The 17,783-nt window shown below is 48.2% G+C and carries 17 protein-coding genes; 12 read left to right on the top strand and 5 right to left on the bottom strand.

What is annotated here, in order from left to right; genetic code table 11:
• Window positions 1-6: 6 nt before the first annotated feature.
• The 3 genes from Q7P67_RS01330 (at window position 7) to Q7P67_RS01340 (ending at window position 2,415) form a co-directional block, all read left to right on the top strand.
• Window positions 7-774 carry an enoyl-ACP reductase gene (locus Q7P67_RS01330; protein ID WP_303849929.1) on the top strand — a complete coding sequence of 256 codons (768 nt, stop codon included), beginning with the start codon at window positions 7-9 and terminating at the stop codon, window positions 772-774.
• A gap of 64 nt (window positions 775-838) precedes the next feature.
• Window positions 839-1,603 (top strand): metal ABC transporter ATP-binding protein, encoded by a 765-nt coding sequence (locus tag Q7P67_RS01335; RefSeq protein ID WP_303849931.1) that lies wholly within the window; start codon window positions 839-841, stop codon window positions 1,601-1,603.
• Window positions 1,600-2,415 carry a metal ABC transporter permease gene (locus Q7P67_RS01340; RefSeq protein WP_303849933.1) on the top strand — a complete coding sequence of 272 codons (816 nt, stop codon included), beginning with the start codon at window positions 1,600-1,602 and terminating at the stop codon, window positions 2,413-2,415. The genes Q7P67_RS01335 and Q7P67_RS01340 overlap by 4 nt, the downstream gene beginning before the upstream one ends.
• Here Q7P67_RS01340 and Q7P67_RS01345 read toward each other — a convergent pair.
• Window positions 2,393-3,421: a sensor domain-containing diguanylate cyclase gene (locus tag Q7P67_RS01345; protein ID WP_303849935.1), complete on the bottom strand. Its 1,029-nt coding sequence runs from the start codon at window positions 3,419-3,421 to the stop codon at window positions 2,393-2,395. The two genes, Q7P67_RS01340 and Q7P67_RS01345, sit on opposite strands and share 23 nt — an antisense overlap.
• Window positions 3,422-3,624: 203 nt before the next feature.
• Here Q7P67_RS01345 and Q7P67_RS01350 point away from each other — a divergent pair, with 203 nt between their 5' ends.
• From Q7P67_RS01350 to Q7P67_RS01385, 8 genes are read left to right on the top strand one after another with little or no spacing between them, the layout of a single operon-like run.
• On the top strand, window positions 3,625-4,389 hold the full coding sequence (locus Q7P67_RS01350; RefSeq protein WP_303849937.1) for a ParA family protein: 765 nt from the start codon (window positions 3,625-3,627) through the stop codon (window positions 4,387-4,389).
• Window positions 4,386-5,228 carry a ParB/RepB/Spo0J family partition protein gene (locus Q7P67_RS01355; RefSeq protein ID WP_303849940.1) on the top strand — a complete coding sequence of 281 codons (843 nt, stop codon included), beginning with the start codon at window positions 4,386-4,388 and terminating at the stop codon, window positions 5,226-5,228. The genes Q7P67_RS01350 and Q7P67_RS01355 overlap by 4 nt, the downstream gene beginning before the upstream one ends.
• Complete coding sequence (locus Q7P67_RS01360) at window positions 5,225-5,587, top strand: polymer-forming cytoskeletal protein (RefSeq protein WP_303849942.1); 363 nt, start codon at window positions 5,225-5,227, stop codon at window positions 5,585-5,587. Before Q7P67_RS01355 ends, Q7P67_RS01360 begins: the two co-directional genes overlap by 4 nt.
• A 5-nt stretch (window positions 5,588-5,592) precedes the next feature.
• Window positions 5,593-6,354 carry a triose-phosphate isomerase gene (tpiA, locus tag Q7P67_RS01365; RefSeq protein WP_303849943.1) on the top strand — a complete coding sequence of 254 codons (762 nt, stop codon included), beginning with the start codon at window positions 5,593-5,595 and terminating at the stop codon, window positions 6,352-6,354.
• A 15-nt stretch (window positions 6,355-6,369) separates the two neighbouring features.
• Window positions 6,370-6,687, top strand: coding sequence for a preprotein translocase subunit SecG (gene secG, locus Q7P67_RS01370; RefSeq protein ID WP_303849945.1), 318 nt, complete (start codon window positions 6,370-6,372; stop codon window positions 6,685-6,687).
• A 1-nt stretch (window position 6,688) separates the two neighbouring features.
• Window positions 6,689-8,332: a peptide-binding protein gene (locus Q7P67_RS01375; protein ID WP_303849947.1), complete on the top strand. Its 1,644-nt coding sequence runs from the start codon at window positions 6,689-6,691 to the stop codon at window positions 8,330-8,332.
• A gap of 9 nt (window positions 8,333-8,341) precedes the next feature.
• The gene (locus Q7P67_RS01380) at window positions 8,342-9,322 is read left to right on the top strand and encodes an ABC transporter permease (RefSeq protein ID WP_303849949.1); all 981 of its coding nucleotides are present in this window, start codon (window positions 8,342-8,344) and stop codon (window positions 9,320-9,322) included.
• On the top strand, window positions 9,309-10,139 hold the full coding sequence (locus Q7P67_RS01385; RefSeq protein ID WP_303849951.1) for an ABC transporter permease: 831 nt from the start codon (window positions 9,309-9,311) through the stop codon (window positions 10,137-10,139). Before Q7P67_RS01380 ends, Q7P67_RS01385 begins: the two co-directional genes overlap by 14 nt.
• On the opposite strand, the gene Q7P67_RS01390 is transcribed toward Q7P67_RS01385, so the two are convergent.
• Genes Q7P67_RS01390 through trkA form a run of 4 tightly spaced genes read right to left on the bottom strand, consistent with a single transcriptional unit; the run spans window position 10,136 to window position 16,400 of the window.
• A complete protein-coding gene (locus Q7P67_RS01390; protein ID WP_303849953.1) occupies window positions 10,136-11,326 on the bottom strand; it encodes a response regulator in 1,191 nt (396 codons plus the stop codon). The two genes, Q7P67_RS01385 and Q7P67_RS01390, sit on opposite strands and share 4 nt — an antisense overlap.
• A 50-nt stretch (window positions 11,327-11,376) precedes the next feature.
• Window positions 11,377-13,605: a carbamoyltransferase HypF gene (gene hypF, locus Q7P67_RS01395; protein WP_303849955.1), complete on the bottom strand. Its 2,229-nt coding sequence runs from the start codon at window positions 13,603-13,605 to the stop codon at window positions 11,377-11,379.
• A complete protein-coding gene (locus tag Q7P67_RS01400; RefSeq protein ID WP_303849957.1) occupies window positions 13,602-15,053 on the bottom strand; it encodes a TrkH family potassium uptake protein in 1,452 nt (483 codons plus the stop codon). The genes hypF and Q7P67_RS01400 overlap by 4 nt, the downstream gene beginning before the upstream one ends.
• Window positions 15,054-15,056: 3 nt before the next feature.
• The gene (gene trkA / locus Q7P67_RS01405) at window positions 15,057-16,400 is read right to left on the bottom strand and encodes a Trk system potassium transporter TrkA (RefSeq protein ID WP_303849959.1); all 1,344 of its coding nucleotides are present in this window, start codon (window positions 16,398-16,400) and stop codon (window positions 15,057-15,059) included.
• A gap of 59 nt (window positions 16,401-16,459) precedes the next feature.
• Between trkA and Q7P67_RS01410 the strand changes: the two genes are divergently transcribed.
• Window positions 16,460-17,782 carry a hypothetical protein gene (locus Q7P67_RS01410; protein ID WP_303849961.1) on the top strand — a complete coding sequence of 441 codons (1,323 nt, stop codon included), beginning with the start codon at window positions 16,460-16,462 and terminating at the stop codon, window positions 17,780-17,782.
• The last annotated feature ends 1 nt before the right edge of the window (window position 17,783 follow it).

The raw sequence follows: 17,783 nt of genomic DNA on the forward strand, positions 1-17,783 counted from the left end.
GAGAATATGGGACTTCTTGACGGTAAGAAGGCATTGGTTTTCGGTGTTGCGAACAATAAAAGCATCGCATATGCCATCGCCAGAAATTTCATTGAACAGGGCGCGGAAGTGGCTTTCAGCTATGCAGGCGAAAAGCTGGAAAGCAGAGTGGCAAAGGTTTCCGAAGAACTCGGAGGGAAATTTCTCGTTCCCTGCGACGTTACCAAGGATGAAGAGATAGAGGCTTGCTTTAACATCGTTAAAGAGAAATGGGGCAAGTTCGATATCCTCGTCCACTCGGTTGCATACGCACCCGGCGATGCGCTTAAAGACCGCTACGTCGATACAAAAAGAGCGGATTTTGCTCTTGCAATGGACATCAGCGTATATTCGCTGCCTGCACTTGCAAAATATGCTGAACCCCTCATGAACGAGGGCGGCAGCATAATCTGCATGTCATACCTCGGAGCGGAAAGAGTTATTCAGAACTATAATGTTATGGGTGTTGCGAAGGCGGCTCTTGAGGCTTCCACACGTTATCTTGCCGCCGACCTCGGCGTGAACAAGGTGCGCGTTAACGCTATCTCCGCAGGTCCCATAAAGACGCTCGCCGCTGCGGGAATATCCGATTTCAAAAAGATATTCAACCACATAGCGGAACATGCCCCCCTGCGCGACAACTGCACACAGGAAGACGTGGGCAAAACAGCCGTTTATCTTGCAAGTGACCTCTCATCCGCTGTAACTGGCGAGGTCATTTATGTGGACAACGGCTACAATATAATGGGTATATAAAGTTACTTTTCAGTAAGCATATCGGAGGGCATTTTGTGTGCCCTCTTTTTATTCAGGCGGCATAATGTCGGAAACGGAAACAGCAGTCAGTGTCAGAAATCTGAATTTTTCATACGGCGCAAATGAAGTTCTGCGCGATATCAGCTTCGACATAAAAAAAGGCGAATTTCTCGCTGTGATAGGTCCCAACGGCGGAGGGAAGAGTACGCTTCTCAAGATACTTCTGGGTATCCTCAAGCCTCAGTCCGGCGATATCCGGGTGCTTGGTCAGAGACCGGGTACTGTGAACAGGATAGGCTACGTTCCCCAGAACGTAACCTCCGGCGGCGGATTTCCCATTACAGTGGAGGATGTGGCGCTGATGGGCAGGATGCTCACCCGCGGCGGGTTCACGAAAAAAAGCGACAGGGATTACGTCCGCATGGTGCTTGAAGAGCTTCAGATAGGCGAAATAGCCAAAAAACGGATAGACGATCTTTCCGGCGGTCAGCGGCAGCGGGTGCTTATGGCGCGTGCGCTTGCAGGCGAGCCGGAGCTTCTGTTTCTGGACGAGCCGGCTTCAAACGTCGATATGGAGGGTCAGACCCGCATATACGATATCCTTGCGAAGCTGAACGAGAAAATGACCATCGTGGTTGTCAGCCACGATCTTACTATAATCCCTAAATTTGCAACTTCCGTTGCCTGTGTGAGCACGACACTGCACAAACACGACGAGGCTGAAGTCACCGACGAAATGATGCAGATGTCATACGGCGCGGATGCCCAGTGTCCCGTTGAGCTTGTTGCCCACGGACACCCCCACAGGGTTCTCATGGAGCACAAATGACCGACATACTTTCATACGGATTCATACAGAACGCGCTCTGGGCAGGTGTTCTTGCCTCTATCGCGTGCGGGATAATCGGCACCCTTGTTGTTGTTAACCGCATAGTCTTCATATCCGGCGGTATAGCCCACACGGCATACGGCGGTATAGGCATGGCATTCTTTCTGGGCATATCCCCTCTTCTGGGAGCCGGAATATTCGCAGTTGTTGCGGCAGTGATAATGGCGCTCATAACGCTCAAGGACAAGAACCGTTCCGATACGGTGATAGGTGTCATGTGGGCGTGCGGCATGGCGTTCGGTATCATTTTGGCTGATCTGACACCCGGTTACGGCGTTGATCTGATGAGCTATCTGTTCGGCAGCATCCTTGCGGTGCCAGACAGCGACCTTGTGTATATGGGTGTGCTCGATATCTTTATAATAGGATACGTTCTGTTCTATTTCAGGCAGATACACGCCGTCAGTTTCGATATGGAGTATGCCACCAGCATGGGTGTGCGTTCAGGACTGATCTACACCGTTCTTCTGGTTATGTCCGCACTTGCGGTTGTGCTTCTTATAAGGGTGGTGGGGCTTATTCTTGTAATAGCGATGCTTACTATCCCGCCATACATAGCTGAGAAAAAGGTCTGCTCTCTTAAAGGCATGATGATCCTTTCAAGTATCCTGTCGCTGGTGTTCACCATAGCTGGGCTTTACTGTGCTTATGTGTTCAATCTCACGTCCGGCGCAAGCATAATAGCCGTATCGTCAGTATGTTTCTTCGTCTTTATATTATATGAGAAACTTAAAGAGAAACTGCGTTCCTGACCTTCCGTTCTTTCTTGACCTTATACATTGCTTTGTCGGCTATATCTATCAGCGCCTGCATATCTTCTGAATCATGGGGGAATATCGCATAGCCTATGCTCCCGCTGAAAGGCAGTGGATTATCTTCGAAGCTGAAAGGTCTTTCTATTTCCGCGTAAAGTCTGTCTGTAAGCATATTTCCGTCAGAGTTATTTTTTATATCTCCGCCTATGATACCGAACTCGTCTCCGCCGAGACGGGCAACCGTGTCATTTTCCCTCGAAGCGCTGCGTATTCTGAATGCGAACTCGTTTATAGCGGCATCACCTGCGAGGTGCCCGAAATTATCATTGATATATTTCAGTCCGTCCATATCAAGTATCAAAACGCCGAAACTCAGAGCAGAACGGCGGGATAAGGTTACCTTTCTGCGCAGTTCGTCATAAAAAGCGGCACGGTTTGAAAGTCCTGTCATAAAGTCCGTGGTAGCTTTTTTGAACAGTTCCTCCGTATTGTTTCTGGACGCATTGTATATTGATGAACCGAGCATATCGGCTATAAGGGAGAGGACGCACATATCAGTCTCAGTGAAAAAATGCGGTCTGGAAGAAGTTACCTTGAGAACTCCGACACATTCTTCCTCATGTTTAAGCGGTACAACAAGCAGAGAAACGGCGCCGACCTGGAGACAGGCGGCTTTATTGACCCTTTCGTCACAAGTGGAATCCTTGCAGTACATGATATTGCATGAACCGACGCACATGCCGGAAAGACTTGTTCCTTTTTTGAGTCTTAGTCCAAGATATGAGGAGAGGCTGCCGGAAACTGCCCTGTAAACCATTTCATCGTCTTCTGCCAGCTCAACGGTTGCTCCGTCTGCGTCAACAAGAAGCTGTGCCTGTTCGCATACGGCGTTCATTATGCTTCCAAGGTCGGGTCCGGCTTTGGTTATTTCGGACTGTGCCCTGATAATTTCAAGCATTTTGCCGCTGTCGGGGAGAAGTTTACATCCGGAAAAGTCAGACATACATGCTCCGTTAATAATATATATCCGATAATAAATGTATCCTTGGAGATAGTATTCCAGAAATCCTGCTTTCGCAAGGCGGTTTTTGAGACATAAATTAATAAATTTTGATTTTCACTTTTTTACAGATAAGGTATATTGAACGGCTTATGATAATAAACTGTCTTGATTTTTATACTGTAATTTATTAGGCTGTAAGACTAATGGGAAAAATTATCGCAATTGCAAACCAAAAAGGCGGCGTAGGCAAGACCACGACCGCGATAAATTTAAGCTCGGCGCTGGCATTTGCCGAGGCAAAGGTTCTTGTTGTGGACATGGACCCGCAGGGCAACGCCACAAGCGGTCTCGGTGTGTCCCTTGAGGAGGGGCAGCCGTCCATCTATGACGTTTTGATAGGCAGAGCGGAAGCGAAGGACTCCATTATCCACACAAGCGTTGAAAACCTCGACATAATCCCCGGAAACATAAACCTTTCCGCAGCGGAGATTGAGCTTGTCACCGAGATATCAAGAGAAACCAAGCTGAAAAAGGCGCTGGCAAAGATATCAGACGATTACACTCTGGTGATAATCGACTGTCCTCCTTCGCTGGGACTTCTCACCGTCAACTCGCTTACGGCGGCAAACTCCGTGCTTATCCCGCTTCAGTGCGAATATTATGCTATGGAGGGTCTGGGGCAGCTTCTCAACACCATAGGTCTGATACGCGAAAGCCTGAACGAAGAGCTTGAGATGGAGGGCATACTGCTCACCATGCACAACCCCAGCAACAACCTTTCAAAAGAGGTTCAGAAACAGGTGGAGGAATATTTCAGCGAAAGCCTGTTCAAGACCATCATCCCAAGAAATGTGAAACTTGCCGAGGCTCCCAGTTTCGGTCAGTCCATAATAGAATACGACCTTAAATCAAAGGGTGCCGCGAGCTATATTGACCTCGCAAAAGAGATGCTGGAGAGGATATCATGAAAAAAACCTCACTGGGCAAAGGACTTGAATCGCTGATACCTAAGGCTGACAAGCCAAGAACCATGGTCAGCGAGATAGACATCACGGATATCTATCCCAACCCCGACCAGCCGAGGAAAGTTTTTGATGAAGAGGCTCTTGCAGAACTCACCGAATCTGTCCGCAGAAACGGTATAATTCAGCCTATCGTTCTGGCGAAAACAGAGGAAGGCTACGTTATCATAGCCGGAGAAAGGCGCTGGCGCGCGGCGGGTCTCGCCGGACTGCGCAGGGTGCCTGCGGTTGTGCGCGAGATAATCAGAGAGTCCGAGCAGATGGAGCTTGCCCTCATAGAGAATATCCAGAGGGAGGATCTCGGCGCGCTGGAACTTGCAAGAGCGTATAAAAACCTGATGGAAACCCACGGCTACCGTCAGGAGGATGTTGCGGACGTAGTAGGAAAAAGCCGCTCCGCAGTGGCAAACACCATCCGCCTTCTGGGGCTTCCTTCACGTGTGATAGAAGCTCTGGAAATGAAGAAGATAACCGAAGGTCACGCAAGGTGTCTTATCGGTCTGGATGAGAAAAAGGCTGTTGAAATACTTATCAGAATAATAGAAAATGACCTTTCCGTCCGTGAAGCCGAAAAACTGGCTTCCAAAAAAGAGAAGCTGGAACCCGAAAAAACGGAAAAATCCGAAAACGTATTCCTGCTCAGTCTCAAAAGCGAGATGGAGGAATTTTTCAAAACTCAGGTTGAGATCAAATCCAGAAAAGACGGCGGAACAATTGAGATAAAATATACCAGCAATGATGAGCTTGACAGAATTATCAGGAGCATCAGAGGGGAATTAAGTTGATAAAGGGAAAAGACACCGGCGGCATCGACGCGTTTCTCGGCAAAAACACGACGTTTCAGGGTACATTGATTTTCGACGGACTGGTCAGAATCGACGGTAACTTTGAAGGTAATATAAAAACAGAGGACACTCTGGTTATTGCAAACTCCGGCAATGTTAAGGCGGAGATTGAAGCGGGGGACATAAAAATTTCCGGACGCTTTGACGGCGTTATCACTGCGAAGACAAAGGTCGAGCTTTATAAGCCAGCATATGTGACAGGAACCATTATCACACCGGTTTTCAAGGTTGAAGAGGGTGTTGTGTTCAACGGAAGCTGTCAGATGGGCGAGGACAGAAGCATCGGCACAGAGGAGTGACCCCCATGAGAAAACCCCTTATATTCGGCAACTGGAAGATGAACCTCGACGTGAAGCAGTCAGATGACCTTGTGCGTTCTCTGCTCTCTGTCAAACTGGACTACGGAATGGTTGACGTCGGTGTTGCGCCGGATTTCTGCAGCCTTTCCACAGTGGCAAGAACAATCAGGGACATGGGTGTTCCGATATCCGTTGCCGGACAAAACGTTTCCCAGCATGAAAAAGGAGCATTCACAGGTGATGTAAACGCCGATATGCTTCTTACAGCGGGAGCAGATTCCGTTATTATCGGACATTCAGAGAGAAGAACGGTTTTCGGAGAAAGTGATGAACTTATCAACGAGAAGGTGCGTCTTGCTCTTAGATGTAAACTCCACACCATCCTCTGCGTCGGCGAGCTTCTTGCTGAAAGAGAGGCTGGAGTTCATGTTGAAAAAGTGCTTTACCAGCTTGGTATGGGTCTTAAAGGGGTAAGCGTTGACCGTGTAAACAACATTGTCATTGCTTATGAACCTGTTTGGGCGATAGGTACAGGAAAGACGGCAACCCCCGCGGACGCGGAGGAGATGCACGCCGCCATAAGAAAGTTTCTGTCTAAGACTTATGGACCTGTAATAGCAAACAAGATACGCATCCTTTACGGCGGAAGCGTTAAGCCCGACAACATCGGAGCGCTGATGCTCAGAGAGAATATTGACGGAGCACTGGTTGGCGGAGCCAGCCTTGTTGCTGAAGATTTTATAAAAATAATCAACTATTATAAATAACTCGGAGATTTTTTAATGTACACTGTAATTCTCGCAATCCATATCGTAATCTGCTTTCTGCTTATCCTTGCGGTTCTTATACAGTCAGGCAAGGGTTCTTCACTCGGTTCTGCATTCGGCGGCGGAGCCGGCGACGTTTTCGGACCAGGCGCACCGGTTAACATAATGAACAAGGTTACAACCGTTATTGCCATTATCTTTATGCTGACATCGCTTACTCTGGCTGTTCTTTCCACGCAGAAAACAACCGGCAGCATCATGCAGAGCAACCCCGCTGGTCAGCAGGCACCTGCCGAAACCAAAAAACCTGTTATCCCGATGGAGTCTAAGTAAGGTGATCAAAAAGTTTCTTGCCGTACTGCTTGTTTTTGCCGTTTTCGGCTGCGGGCAGAAAAAATCGGACAGCGGCGCAGAGCCGGAAGTTTCGCGTAAACGGGCTATTCCCAATGCGGTTTACGGAGATGCTGTTGTTGTTTCAATGCTCGGTGACGCGACGGGGCTTATTTACAATATAACCTCAGATTCCGCATCACACGACGTAGCTGATAAGATTTACAACGGTCTGGTGCGATACGACAAGAACATGAATATAGTCGGAGATCTGGCTGACAGCTGGGAGATTGTTGACGACGGAAAAGGTATCATCTTTCACCTGAATCAGGACGTCAGATGGCACGACGGCAAACCTTTTACTGCTGAGGATGTGGAGTTTACCTATAAATTCATGATAGATGACAAAACGCCCACTTCTTACGATGCGGATTTCAGGCTTGTCAGCAAATTTGAAATTATTGACAAATACACAGTAAAGGTTTCTTACAACGAACCGTTTGCTCCGGCACTCATAAGCTGGGGAATGCCTATGCTGCCCAAGCATCTTTTGCAGGGGCAGGATGTTAAAAAGTCCCCTCTGCTCAGAAGACCGGTGGGTACAGGTCCTTATAAGTTTCTTGAATGGAAGGCGGGTGATTCAATCACCCTTGTGGCAAACGACGACTATTTCCTCGGAAGACCGTATCTTGACAGATACATCTTCCGGATAATCCCAGACACTGCAACGACGTTCCTTGAACTACTCAACGGTTCCATAGATATTATGGGGCTTTCACCTCTGCAATGGTCAAAGCAGACAGACAGCAACCCCAGGTTCACCAGCCAGTATAACAAGCATATGTATCTGGCTTCCAGCTATGACTATGTGGGATATAATCAGAAAAAACCCATGTTTCAGGATAAGCGCGTGCGTCAGGCTCTGGCATACGCAACTCCGAAGCAGGACATAATAAAAGGTCTTCAGTTCGGGCTTGGTGTTGAGGCGACAGGACCATATAAACCAGGAACGGTCTGGTATAATCCCAACGTCAAAAAATATGATTACAACATTGAAACCGCTAAAAAACTCCTTGCTCAGGCGGGATACAAAGATACCAACGGCGACGGAATCGTTGAAAAAGAAGGTAAACCCCTGAAATTTGAACTGATAACCAATCAGGGCAACACTGTCCGTACCAGCATATGCGAGGTTTTGCAGAAAAGCTGGGAGAAGATAGGGGTCAAGGTTGATATACGGGTCCTTGAATGGGCGACCTTCATAAACGAATATATAAACAAACAGAAATTCGATGCAGTTGTGCTCGGCTGGAACATTCTGAACGATCCAGACCTGTACGATGTTTGGTATTCCGGCAACTGCGGCGGACAGAAGCTGAACTTCATCTGCTATCAGAACAAAGAGCTTGATGAACAGCTCATCGCCGGACGCAAAGAGTTCGATCCTCAAAAACGTAAAGAATATTACTTCAAGGCTCAGGAGATTCTGGCTGAGGATCAGCCCTATACATTCCTTATGGTGCCCAATGCTCTTGTTGCGGTAAGCAAGCGTTTCAACGAAGTGCGACCCGCGCCCGCCGGCATAGGATACAATCAGGAAGACTGGTGGGTTGAGAAGGACAAGCAGAAATACAGCTTCCAGAAGTAAGAGTTGCAAATGCTCAGATACATAGCCGCGAGACTCGCAGGGATGATCCCTCTGCTCTTCGGCATCACCCTGATCTGCTTTTTTGTTATCCATCTTGCTCCGGGGGATCCCGCGCAGTTTCTTGCGTCCATGAATCCGAAATTTTCGGAGACTGCATACCAGAAATTTGAAAAGATGTACGGGCTGGACAAGCCTCTCCCCGAACAGTACATTATATGGCTGAAACGTGTTGCGGTGCTGGATTTCGGGGAATCTTTCAGTCAGGACGGAAAGACCGTCACTGCAAAAATAATGGAGCGGATGCCCGTCACTATCTATCTGAACGTTATGGGTATGCTCCTCATATTCCTCATAGCCCTGCCTCTTGGGGTCTGGTCGGCGTATAAACAGAACAGCCTGTTCGATAAAAGCGTTACAGTGTTCGTATTCATAGGGTTTGCCGTACCAACTTTCTGGCTGGCGCTCCTCTGCATGTACTATTTCGGTGTGATAAAGGGCTGGCTGCCCATATCCGGTCTTACTTCATATAATTTCGATCAGCTTTCATTTTTAGGCAAGGTATGGGATGTCGCGTGGCATTCTTTTCTGCCTGTTCTTCTGTCGGTTTTCGGCGGTCTGGCGGGATTGAGCCGTTTTGCCAGAAACTCAATGCTTGAGGTGCTGGGTGAGGATTACATTATCAGCGCACGGGCGAGAGGGCTTTCTGAGCGCAGAGTTGTTTTCAAACATGCACTGAAAAATGCTATGCTGCCTGTGGTCACTATACTGGGGCTTTCCGTTCCGGGGCTTATCGGCGGCAGTGTCATTTTCGAATCAATATTCGGCATAGCCGGAATGGGGCAGCTTTTCTATCAGGCTGTTATGATGCGTGACTATCCCGTTGTCATGGGTATACTGGTGATGGGTGCCGTGCTCACCCTTATCGGCAACCTTATTGCGGATATCTGCTACGGGCTTGTAGATCCAAGGATACGATATGGCAAAAAATAGGCTGCTCGGTAAGGTTAAGGGGAGTTACCTGTTTTATTCAGGTCTTGCAGTGGTGCTGTTTTTTATAATTCTTGCAGTGTTTGCACCTGTTATCGCTACTCATGACCCAACCGCAATAGACCTTAATAATATATTCGCCGCACCATCCGCAGAGCATTTCTTCGGTACTGATGAGCTTGGCAGAGATGTTTTCAGCCGCATTCTATACGGCAGCCGCATATCTTTGTTTGTCGGCTTTGTCGCAGTGGGTATATCGCTTATAATAGGTGTTTTCCTCGGACTTATCGCCGGATATTTCGGCGGCTGGACAGATATAATCATAATGCGCATTGTTGACATAATGCTCTGTTTCCCCGCTTTTTTCCTGATACTTGCGGTTATAGCATTTCTTAACCCCTCAGTTTTCAACGTAATGGCAGTAATAGGGCTAACCGGCTGGATGGGAGTGACCCGTCTTGTGCGGGCAGAGGTTATGAGCGTTAAAACCCGTGATTACATAACCGCGGCGCAGGTGCAGGGAATTTCAGGAAGAATAATAATGTTCAAGCACATTCTGCCAAACGTAATGACGCCTATTTTCGTAACGGCGACTCTGGGCATAGCGGGAGCTATACTCACTGAAAGTTCTCTGAGTTTCCTTGGGCTCGGCGTTCAGCCCCCTACCCCTTCATGGGGAAATATCCTGACAGCAGGCAAGGACAATATCATGTTTGCTTGGTGGCTGTCCATGTTCCCCGGTCTTGCCATATTCGTCACTGTACTGGGTTATAATCTTCTGGGCGAAGGTCTGAGAGATATTTTAGACCCGAAAAACTAGCGTCTGGGCGGCTCTATGTTCATAAGGACGGAAGGGTCCGCCTTAACGATGGTACATCTTCCCACAGCTTCTTCCAGAGAGAGATCGTAGCCGTCTCTGATATCCGCAAGGGTGTTCGCCAGAAAAAGCGCTTCCACACATGCCTTTGTGTTTGCAGATGCAAGCTCAGGCGTATGATGAAACAGGGCTGATTCCACTGCATACTGGTTAAAATTCCACATTTTCAGAAAATATGCTCCTACCTCTGCATGGTTGACAGAAAAGTTGCCCGATTCCTTTTCACATGTAAAATAGTCAGTATCGGGATTCTCCGCTCTGTATGCCGTAATGCTCTGAAATTCCAGAGGAAAGAAGACAAGCTGGATTATTTTGCCTATGTCGTGGATGATGCCCACAGAGTTATTAAGCGGTGAGAGCGAGCACTCCCTGTATATGTGGGAGATGCTGTTCAGATAATAGTTTGTTTCGACTGAATGTTTGACTGTAGCCTCAAAATACTGGTTCTGCTCGGCTGTCATGTTAAGGTTTGCAGCCAGCGAGTGCATCAGCACAATGTCTTTAACAGTGTTAAGCCCCATGAAGATTATCGCTTTTTCAACAGAGGTTCCCGCAAAGCTGCCGTAAAATGCTGAGTTGGCAACGTGAAGTATTTTTGATGTCAGGGTAACGTCGCCTGAGACTGTCTGGGCTATTCTGGTCAGTGGCAGGTCGTTGTTGAGCGCGTTCATAAGGGATTCGTAGATATTCATGACAATTGGAAAACTGTTGGAACCGTTATGTATCTGACGGATGCGCTTGTTATCCATGCTGGTGTGCACACGCGCCATGTCCGCGAGTTTTGACATGATAAGGTGTCTGTTGGACGAGGAATCTATATATGCACAGGCTATACCTTTGATGATGGCTTTGATGATAGTGTCTTCATTAGTGCTGCTGCCAACAATGAGACGGGTTGAAAAGCTGTTCAGGGACGCGGCGTATTGAAGAAATTTAATTCCGTCGGTTCCGTCCAGATCGAATTCTGAAACGATTATATCAAAATTTCTTTTTGTAAGCAGGTCATATGCTTCTTCGGTATTTGCCGCAATGGTCATATCAAAACAGAGGCTGCCGAGAACCTCCTTAACGTCCATGCAGGCACGGCTGTGGTTGCATAAGATCAGCAGGGAAATATCAGGGTGTGTCATATATTTTCTCTAATCTGAGTATAGAACATTTGTTATGGTTTGGAAAGCGATTATAGATTCATGTTGGTCAATTTGTGAAAATTTGCAAAGAACGCCTGACCAAGGGAGATACACCCGTCGTTGGGCGGTACTTTTGAGTGCAGGTGCAGCCGGACGGGACTTTGGGCAAAGAGAGAAACAAGCCTTCGAACGAGAAATATATTCTGGAAAACGCCGCCGGAAATAACGGCGTCCGTTATACTGTTTTCACTGCACAGCCTGACTGTCTGACTGAAAATCCAGTCCGCAAATCCGTTATGAAATGCGGAGGCTATGAGCCGTCTGTCGGTGCCTTTGTTCAGGTCGTCAATAACGCAGGAGAAAAGTTCGTCTGGAGATGAAATGTTGTAAGTTCTGGTGTTATCACAGCAAAAACCTTCAAGTTTCATGGCTGCATGTGCCTCGAAAAGATTTACAGGGGTTTGTGTGATAAGCGCTCCGGCACTTTCAAACATGCGCCCTGTGCTGGTTGTGGATATACAGTTTATATTCTTTTCCGTCATTGTTGTGATAAAACTGATATCCTTTTCGGGCAGCCCGGTTTCGGCAGTGACCAGCTGGATATTGTCTTTAAGCAGACCGAAGCTGTTAAGATAGGACACCAGCATCCGCGCAGGGTTCTTCGCTGCTGAGTCCAATCCCGGCTGCGGAACGGACGGCAGATGCAATGCGCGTGAGATGTTCATATCTTTCATAACGAAGAACTCCCCGCCCCAGATGGTGCGGTCTGTGCCGAGACCTGTCCCGTCGAGAATTATTCCGACAACGTTGTCTGTAAGTCCGTTCTCCGCCATACATGCGAACATATGGGCGAGATGATGCTGAACCTCTATTGTATCAATACCCAGAGAACGGGCATAGCGCGTGCCGTGGTAATCGGGGTGGAGGTCGCAGACGACAGTTTCCGGAGTGAGCCCGTAAAGGGACTGCATCTTTTTGACAGTTTCATCGTAAAACGAGCAGGTAGCAGGGTTGTCCAGATCGCCTATGTACTGGCTGACGAAGCCGTAACCGTCCTTTGCCAGCGTTACGGTGCTTTTAAGATGGGCTCCGGTGCCGATAACACATTTTTCTGATTTTGATGGCAAAATTACCGGATAGGGTGCAAAGCCTCTGGCACGACGCATGATGTACGGATATCCGTTGACCACCGCGGCGAGAGAATCATCGCACCTGTTATGTATAGGTCTGTTGTGGTGAAGAAAATGTTCAGTGAAGAGTGAAAGCGTCTCTTCCGCTTCATGGGGATCTTTTGCGATAGGTTCATCTTTCAGGTTTCCGCTGGTTGCTACGATGAATTTTGTTTTCAGATATTTCATGAGAACCATATGCAGCGGCGTGTATGCGGTCATGTACCCCACTGCACCGGACATTGGGCAGACCAGCGGACTTATTTCATGATTGTCACACTCCAGAACAACTATGGGTGCCGACTGGCTGAACAACAGGTTTTTTTCAGGTTCAGAGATGTTAAGCCGTTCTAAAGTTTCAGGCAGCGCCATCACAGCCAGCGGCTTATCAGGACGTTTTTTAAGTTCACGCAGTTTTCGGATGGGCGCATCGTTAGCAGCGTCGCATATGAGATGATACCCGCCAAGCCCTTTCACAGCGACCAGTTCTCCGCTGTCGATGAGCTTAGCAACAGCAATCACAGCTTCAATGCCAGTGAGGTGGCGATAGCTTACGGATGGGCCGCATACGGGGCAGGCGTTTGGCTGTGCGTGGAAGCGTCTGTCCGCGGGATTTAAATATTCATTCCGGCAGTCAGGGCACATGGTGAACTCAGACATAACCGTGCGCGGTCTGTCGTAAGGCATATCCAGCATAATGGTGTAGCGCGGACCGCAGTCGGTGCAGTTGGTGAACGGATATTCAAACCGCCTGTCGGAAGGGTCGGAAATCTCTTTTGCACAGTTGGGGCATATGGCTGTATCCGGCGGAACAAGGGACAGTCCGCCGGAGTGGGTTGATTTTTCTATGGTAAAACCTTCGTAATGGGTGTGCGTAGCCTCGGAAACGGAGCTTTCGGTTATATGCGCCAGCGGCGGCGCGTTTTTAATGATTTCATGGAGGAGGTTTTCTGCATCCTGTAAAGACTGTGCGTTGATCTGCACCTCAACGCCGCGTCCGCTGTTTACCACAGAACCGTTTATTCCCCTTGCCACGGCAAGGTTGTAAACAAACGGGCGGAAGCCCACTCCCTGCACTATTCCGTTGATATGTAATATAAAAGTTTTCATTTGCGCCAGAACATCGGAGTGAAGAGCACGATAACAGTGTATATCTCAAGCCTGCCGATGAGCATGGCAGCGCTTAAAACCCATTTGACGTATTCAGGGAAGAAAGCAAAATTTTCTGTGGGACCGATAAGCCCGAAACCGGGACCTATATTGCCCAGAGTCGTAAGCGAAGCGGAAAACGCAGTTGCTATGTCGACGCCTGATGTGGAGACTATCAGGGCAACAATGAGCGCCGTTGTTATGTACAGGAAGAAAAATCCGCTGATGGCATATACAATATTCTTTTTTACAGGCTGTCCGTTGATGCGCAGTGCGAAAACCGCGCGTGGGTGAATCAGATATTTCATCTCGTTGAGCCCCTGTTTCAGCAGAGTGATTATCCTTATGACCTTTATACCGCCCCCTGTGGAGCCGGAACATCCGCCCACGAACATGAGGAGAAAAAGAACTGTCTGTGCCAGAAAAGGCCATTTTTCGTAATCGTCGTTGGCAAATCCTGTTGTGGTTATAAAGCTGGCTACGTTAAATACCGCATAGCGCACGCTTGTTGCAAAGTCCGGATAAACAGTTCCCGTTAGTGAATATGCTGTGACCAGAGTGGCAATAGTTACTATCACCAAATAGGTTTTAAGCTCGGAATCAGCGAACACAGGCTTGAAATTCCCTGTGAGAAAGCGGAAATGAAGGGAGAAATTCAGCCCCGAAAGGAGCATGAAAACTGTTATCACATAGTCTACATATGCGGAGTTATAGTGCTGGACATTAGTGTTCTTCGTTCCGAAACCGCCCGTGGCAACAGTTGCAAAAGTATGGTTGAGAGAATCGAAAAGGGTCATTCCTCCAAGCATAAGAAGTACGGTTTCCGCAACTGTAAAGAAAAGATATATGTACCACAGATATTTTGCAGTTTCTGTGATTCTGGGTGTCAGCTTGTCCACTGTGGGACCGGGTGCTTCCGCCTGAATAAGCTGCATACCGCCGATTCCCAGAAGAGGCAGAACCGCAACGGCGAGAACAACTATGCCCATTCCGCCCAGCCAGTGGGTCAGCGAACGCCAGAATAGGATGGATCTTGGCAGTGCTTCAATGTCCGTAATGATGGTTGCGCCTGTTGTGGAGAAACCGGAGATGGTCTCGAAAACAGCATCGGCATATGTGGGCACAACACCCGCGATATGGTATGGAAGTGCACCAACGAGAACTGCGGCAACCCAGCTTGCGGTAACCAGAAGAAACCCGTCTTTTGTTGAAAGGTTTTTCGGCTTTTCATCTTTAAGAATATACAGTGCGACGGCGCCAACGCTTATGAGCAGGCTGCCGGATATGAAAAAGCTGTTTGTTGCGTGGCTCTCTCCGAACCGGATGGCGAGAACACCGCACAAGAGGTGGAAAGCGGCAATTATCACCTGAAGAATGGCGATTGTTTTTATTATTGCCCTGTAGTGCATGGCTTACTCAGAAAAGAACGACTGGAGCGATTCCGCTGTGTTCCCTGCGGAAAAGGTCAGCGCTATGTCGCCAGACTGCATAACGAAATTGCCGTCGGGGATGAAGGTGTTGTTTCTTCTGGCAACGGCGATAACAAGGCTTCCTTTGGGCAGTCTGATATTTTTAAGAGGTTTTTCTGTAACATCCGCCCCGTGTGCCACAAAAAATTCCGCAACCTCCGCCATTCCGTTGAGGACCTTAATAACACTCTTGATATTACCCTTTCTGATATATTTCAGTATGGCGTTTACAGAACTGACTTTGGGGCTGACGGTGGAGTCTATGCCCAGATCGTCGGAAATTGTGATGTAGTTGCTTTTGTTGACCAGCGCAACCGCACGTTTGATGCCTTTTGATTTTCCGTATATGGCGGCGAGGATATTCAGTTCCTCGTTGTGAGTCGTACAGATGATGGCGTCGCAGCCGAAAAGTTGCTCGTCCTCGAATATGCTCTCGTCGGATATGTCTGCGTTGAGCACCAGCGCGTTGGGGAAATCCGCCGTGAGCATTTTACATATCTCGTAATCCTTATCGATTATCTTGACGCTTTTGCCCTGTTTCAGAAGCATATCGGCAACATGGTGCCCTATGTTTCCACCGCCGAGTATTACGATGGATTTCAGTTTTTTGCCGTGCATCCCTGCCTTTTTAAGTATCCTCACAAAACTTCGGGACGATGCCACGAGATATATGTGGTCTTTGTCGAGAACAACCGTGTCGCCGTCTGGTATTACGATTTCTTCGTCGCGCATGATGCCGGCGATGAGAAATTCCTCTTTCAGATCGCGTTTGATGTCTTTAAGTGTCTTTCCGCAGAAGAAAGAATCGTCGTCAACGATGATGTCTCTGAGCTGGATATTTACGTCTTCGAAAAGGAAAATGTCGCTTGTTGCTCCGTGCTGAACGGTTGAAACGATGGTTTTTGCAGCTTCAATCTCAGGGTTAACGACATAGTCAACGCCCGCCAGAGCAGTGCCGAACATTTTACGTTTGGAATAGCTTACGTTGCGCACGCGGGCAATTTTTACAGGCACTTCGAATTCGCTTGCGACGATGAAACAGGTTATCATGTTTACCTCGTCGTAGTCCGTTGCGCTGATGAAGGCGTCGGCACTGTCAATGCCCGCCTCTTTGAGTACGTCAGGGTTGGTTGCTTCGCCTGTTATTACGAGACAGTCCAGATGGGACGAGGCATACTTAGCCCGCGCCGGATTTTTTTCCACCAGAACAACGTCCTTGCCTTCGTTTATAAGGGAGGATGCGATATGAAAACCGACCTCTCCCGCGCCTGCAACAACTATTTTCATATATGAAGCCTACTATATTACAGTTGTAAACTCAACATAATTGTTTTATCCTTTACTCCATGCTGAATAAGGATTTTATCGAAAAATACACCACTGTTTTCGGAAACGGTGCAGAAAAGTTCTTCGAAACACTGATGCGGGAGAAGAGCCGCCACATAAGGCTTGCTGCCGCCAGAAACGCCGATTATCTGAAAGAGCTTTCGGAGCTTTCCATAGGGTTTGAGACTTCGGAGATACCCTCGGTTTACAGGATAACGGAGAATGCTGACAGGCTTACGGACACAATAGGCTTTCAGACGGGCGGGTTTTATATTATGAATCCCTCCTCCGTTTTCACTGCCGGAGTGCTTACGTCCCTTATGCCCGACTATCCGTACATCCTCGACGTTTCAAGTGCGCCGGGCGGCAAGACGTGCGCCATGGCGGACATCCTGAAAAACCGCTGTGCAATAATCGCCAACGAACCATCCCCGAAACGCCTTAAATCATTACAGTTCAACATAGAAAAATACGGAAGCTATTCGGTGCGCACCGTCAGCATGGACGGACGGAGCCTGCACAAGGTGTTCGACGGATTTTTCGACGGTATATTGCTGGACGCACCATGCAGCAATGAAAACAAGATTGGGCGCAACAAAACCGTCAACGCCGAGTGGTCGCAGGAGCTTACGGAGCGTATGGCGAAGCTGCAGAAGGAGATAGCGGATTCCGCCTTCGTGTCGCTTAAAGAGGGAGGCGTGATGGTCTATTCCACCTGCACGTTTGCTGTCGAAGAGAATGAGGCGGTGGTCAGACACCTGCTGGACAGTTTTGATTGTGAACCGGTTGACATAAACAACGGTCAGTATACGAAAGGCATAAGCGGCGACAAGGAAGTGGACGAAAAGGTTATCCGTTTCCTGCCGCATCTGGATGAGTACGACGGCTTTTTTATTGCTGCCATACGAAAAAAAGGCAAGCCCTCGGAGGGCGGCAGTTTTGTTCGGTTTAAACCTGACAAAGAGGTTAACGAATTTTTCACGGAATTTCCGGAATACGCCGAAGTTTATGAAAAGGGCGGTTCAAAGTTCCTGACCACCCGCATGGACAGAAGCATCAATTTTAAGAGCAACGGCATAATGCTGTTTAAGAGAGAGGGCGAGCTCACCTCTCAGGCGCTCTGGCAGCTTGCGGACATCGTCAGGGATGATATAAAGTCACAGACCGATTATAATAATGCACTCAGGTACCTGAAAGGGTTTGACATAGACATGCCCTCTGACTATCATGGCGGGGCTGTTTTTTATGATAACATACCCGTCGGAATGTCGAAACCGGTTCAGGGTATGCTCAAAAATAAACTGGATCGCTATTTCCTCTACGGAAAAAATATTGAATGGTAGG

This window comes from Seleniivibrio woodruffii (assembly GCF_029267515.1).
GTDB lineage: Bacteria > Chrysiogenota > Deferribacteres > Deferribacterales > Geovibrionaceae > Seleniivibrio > Seleniivibrio woodruffii_A.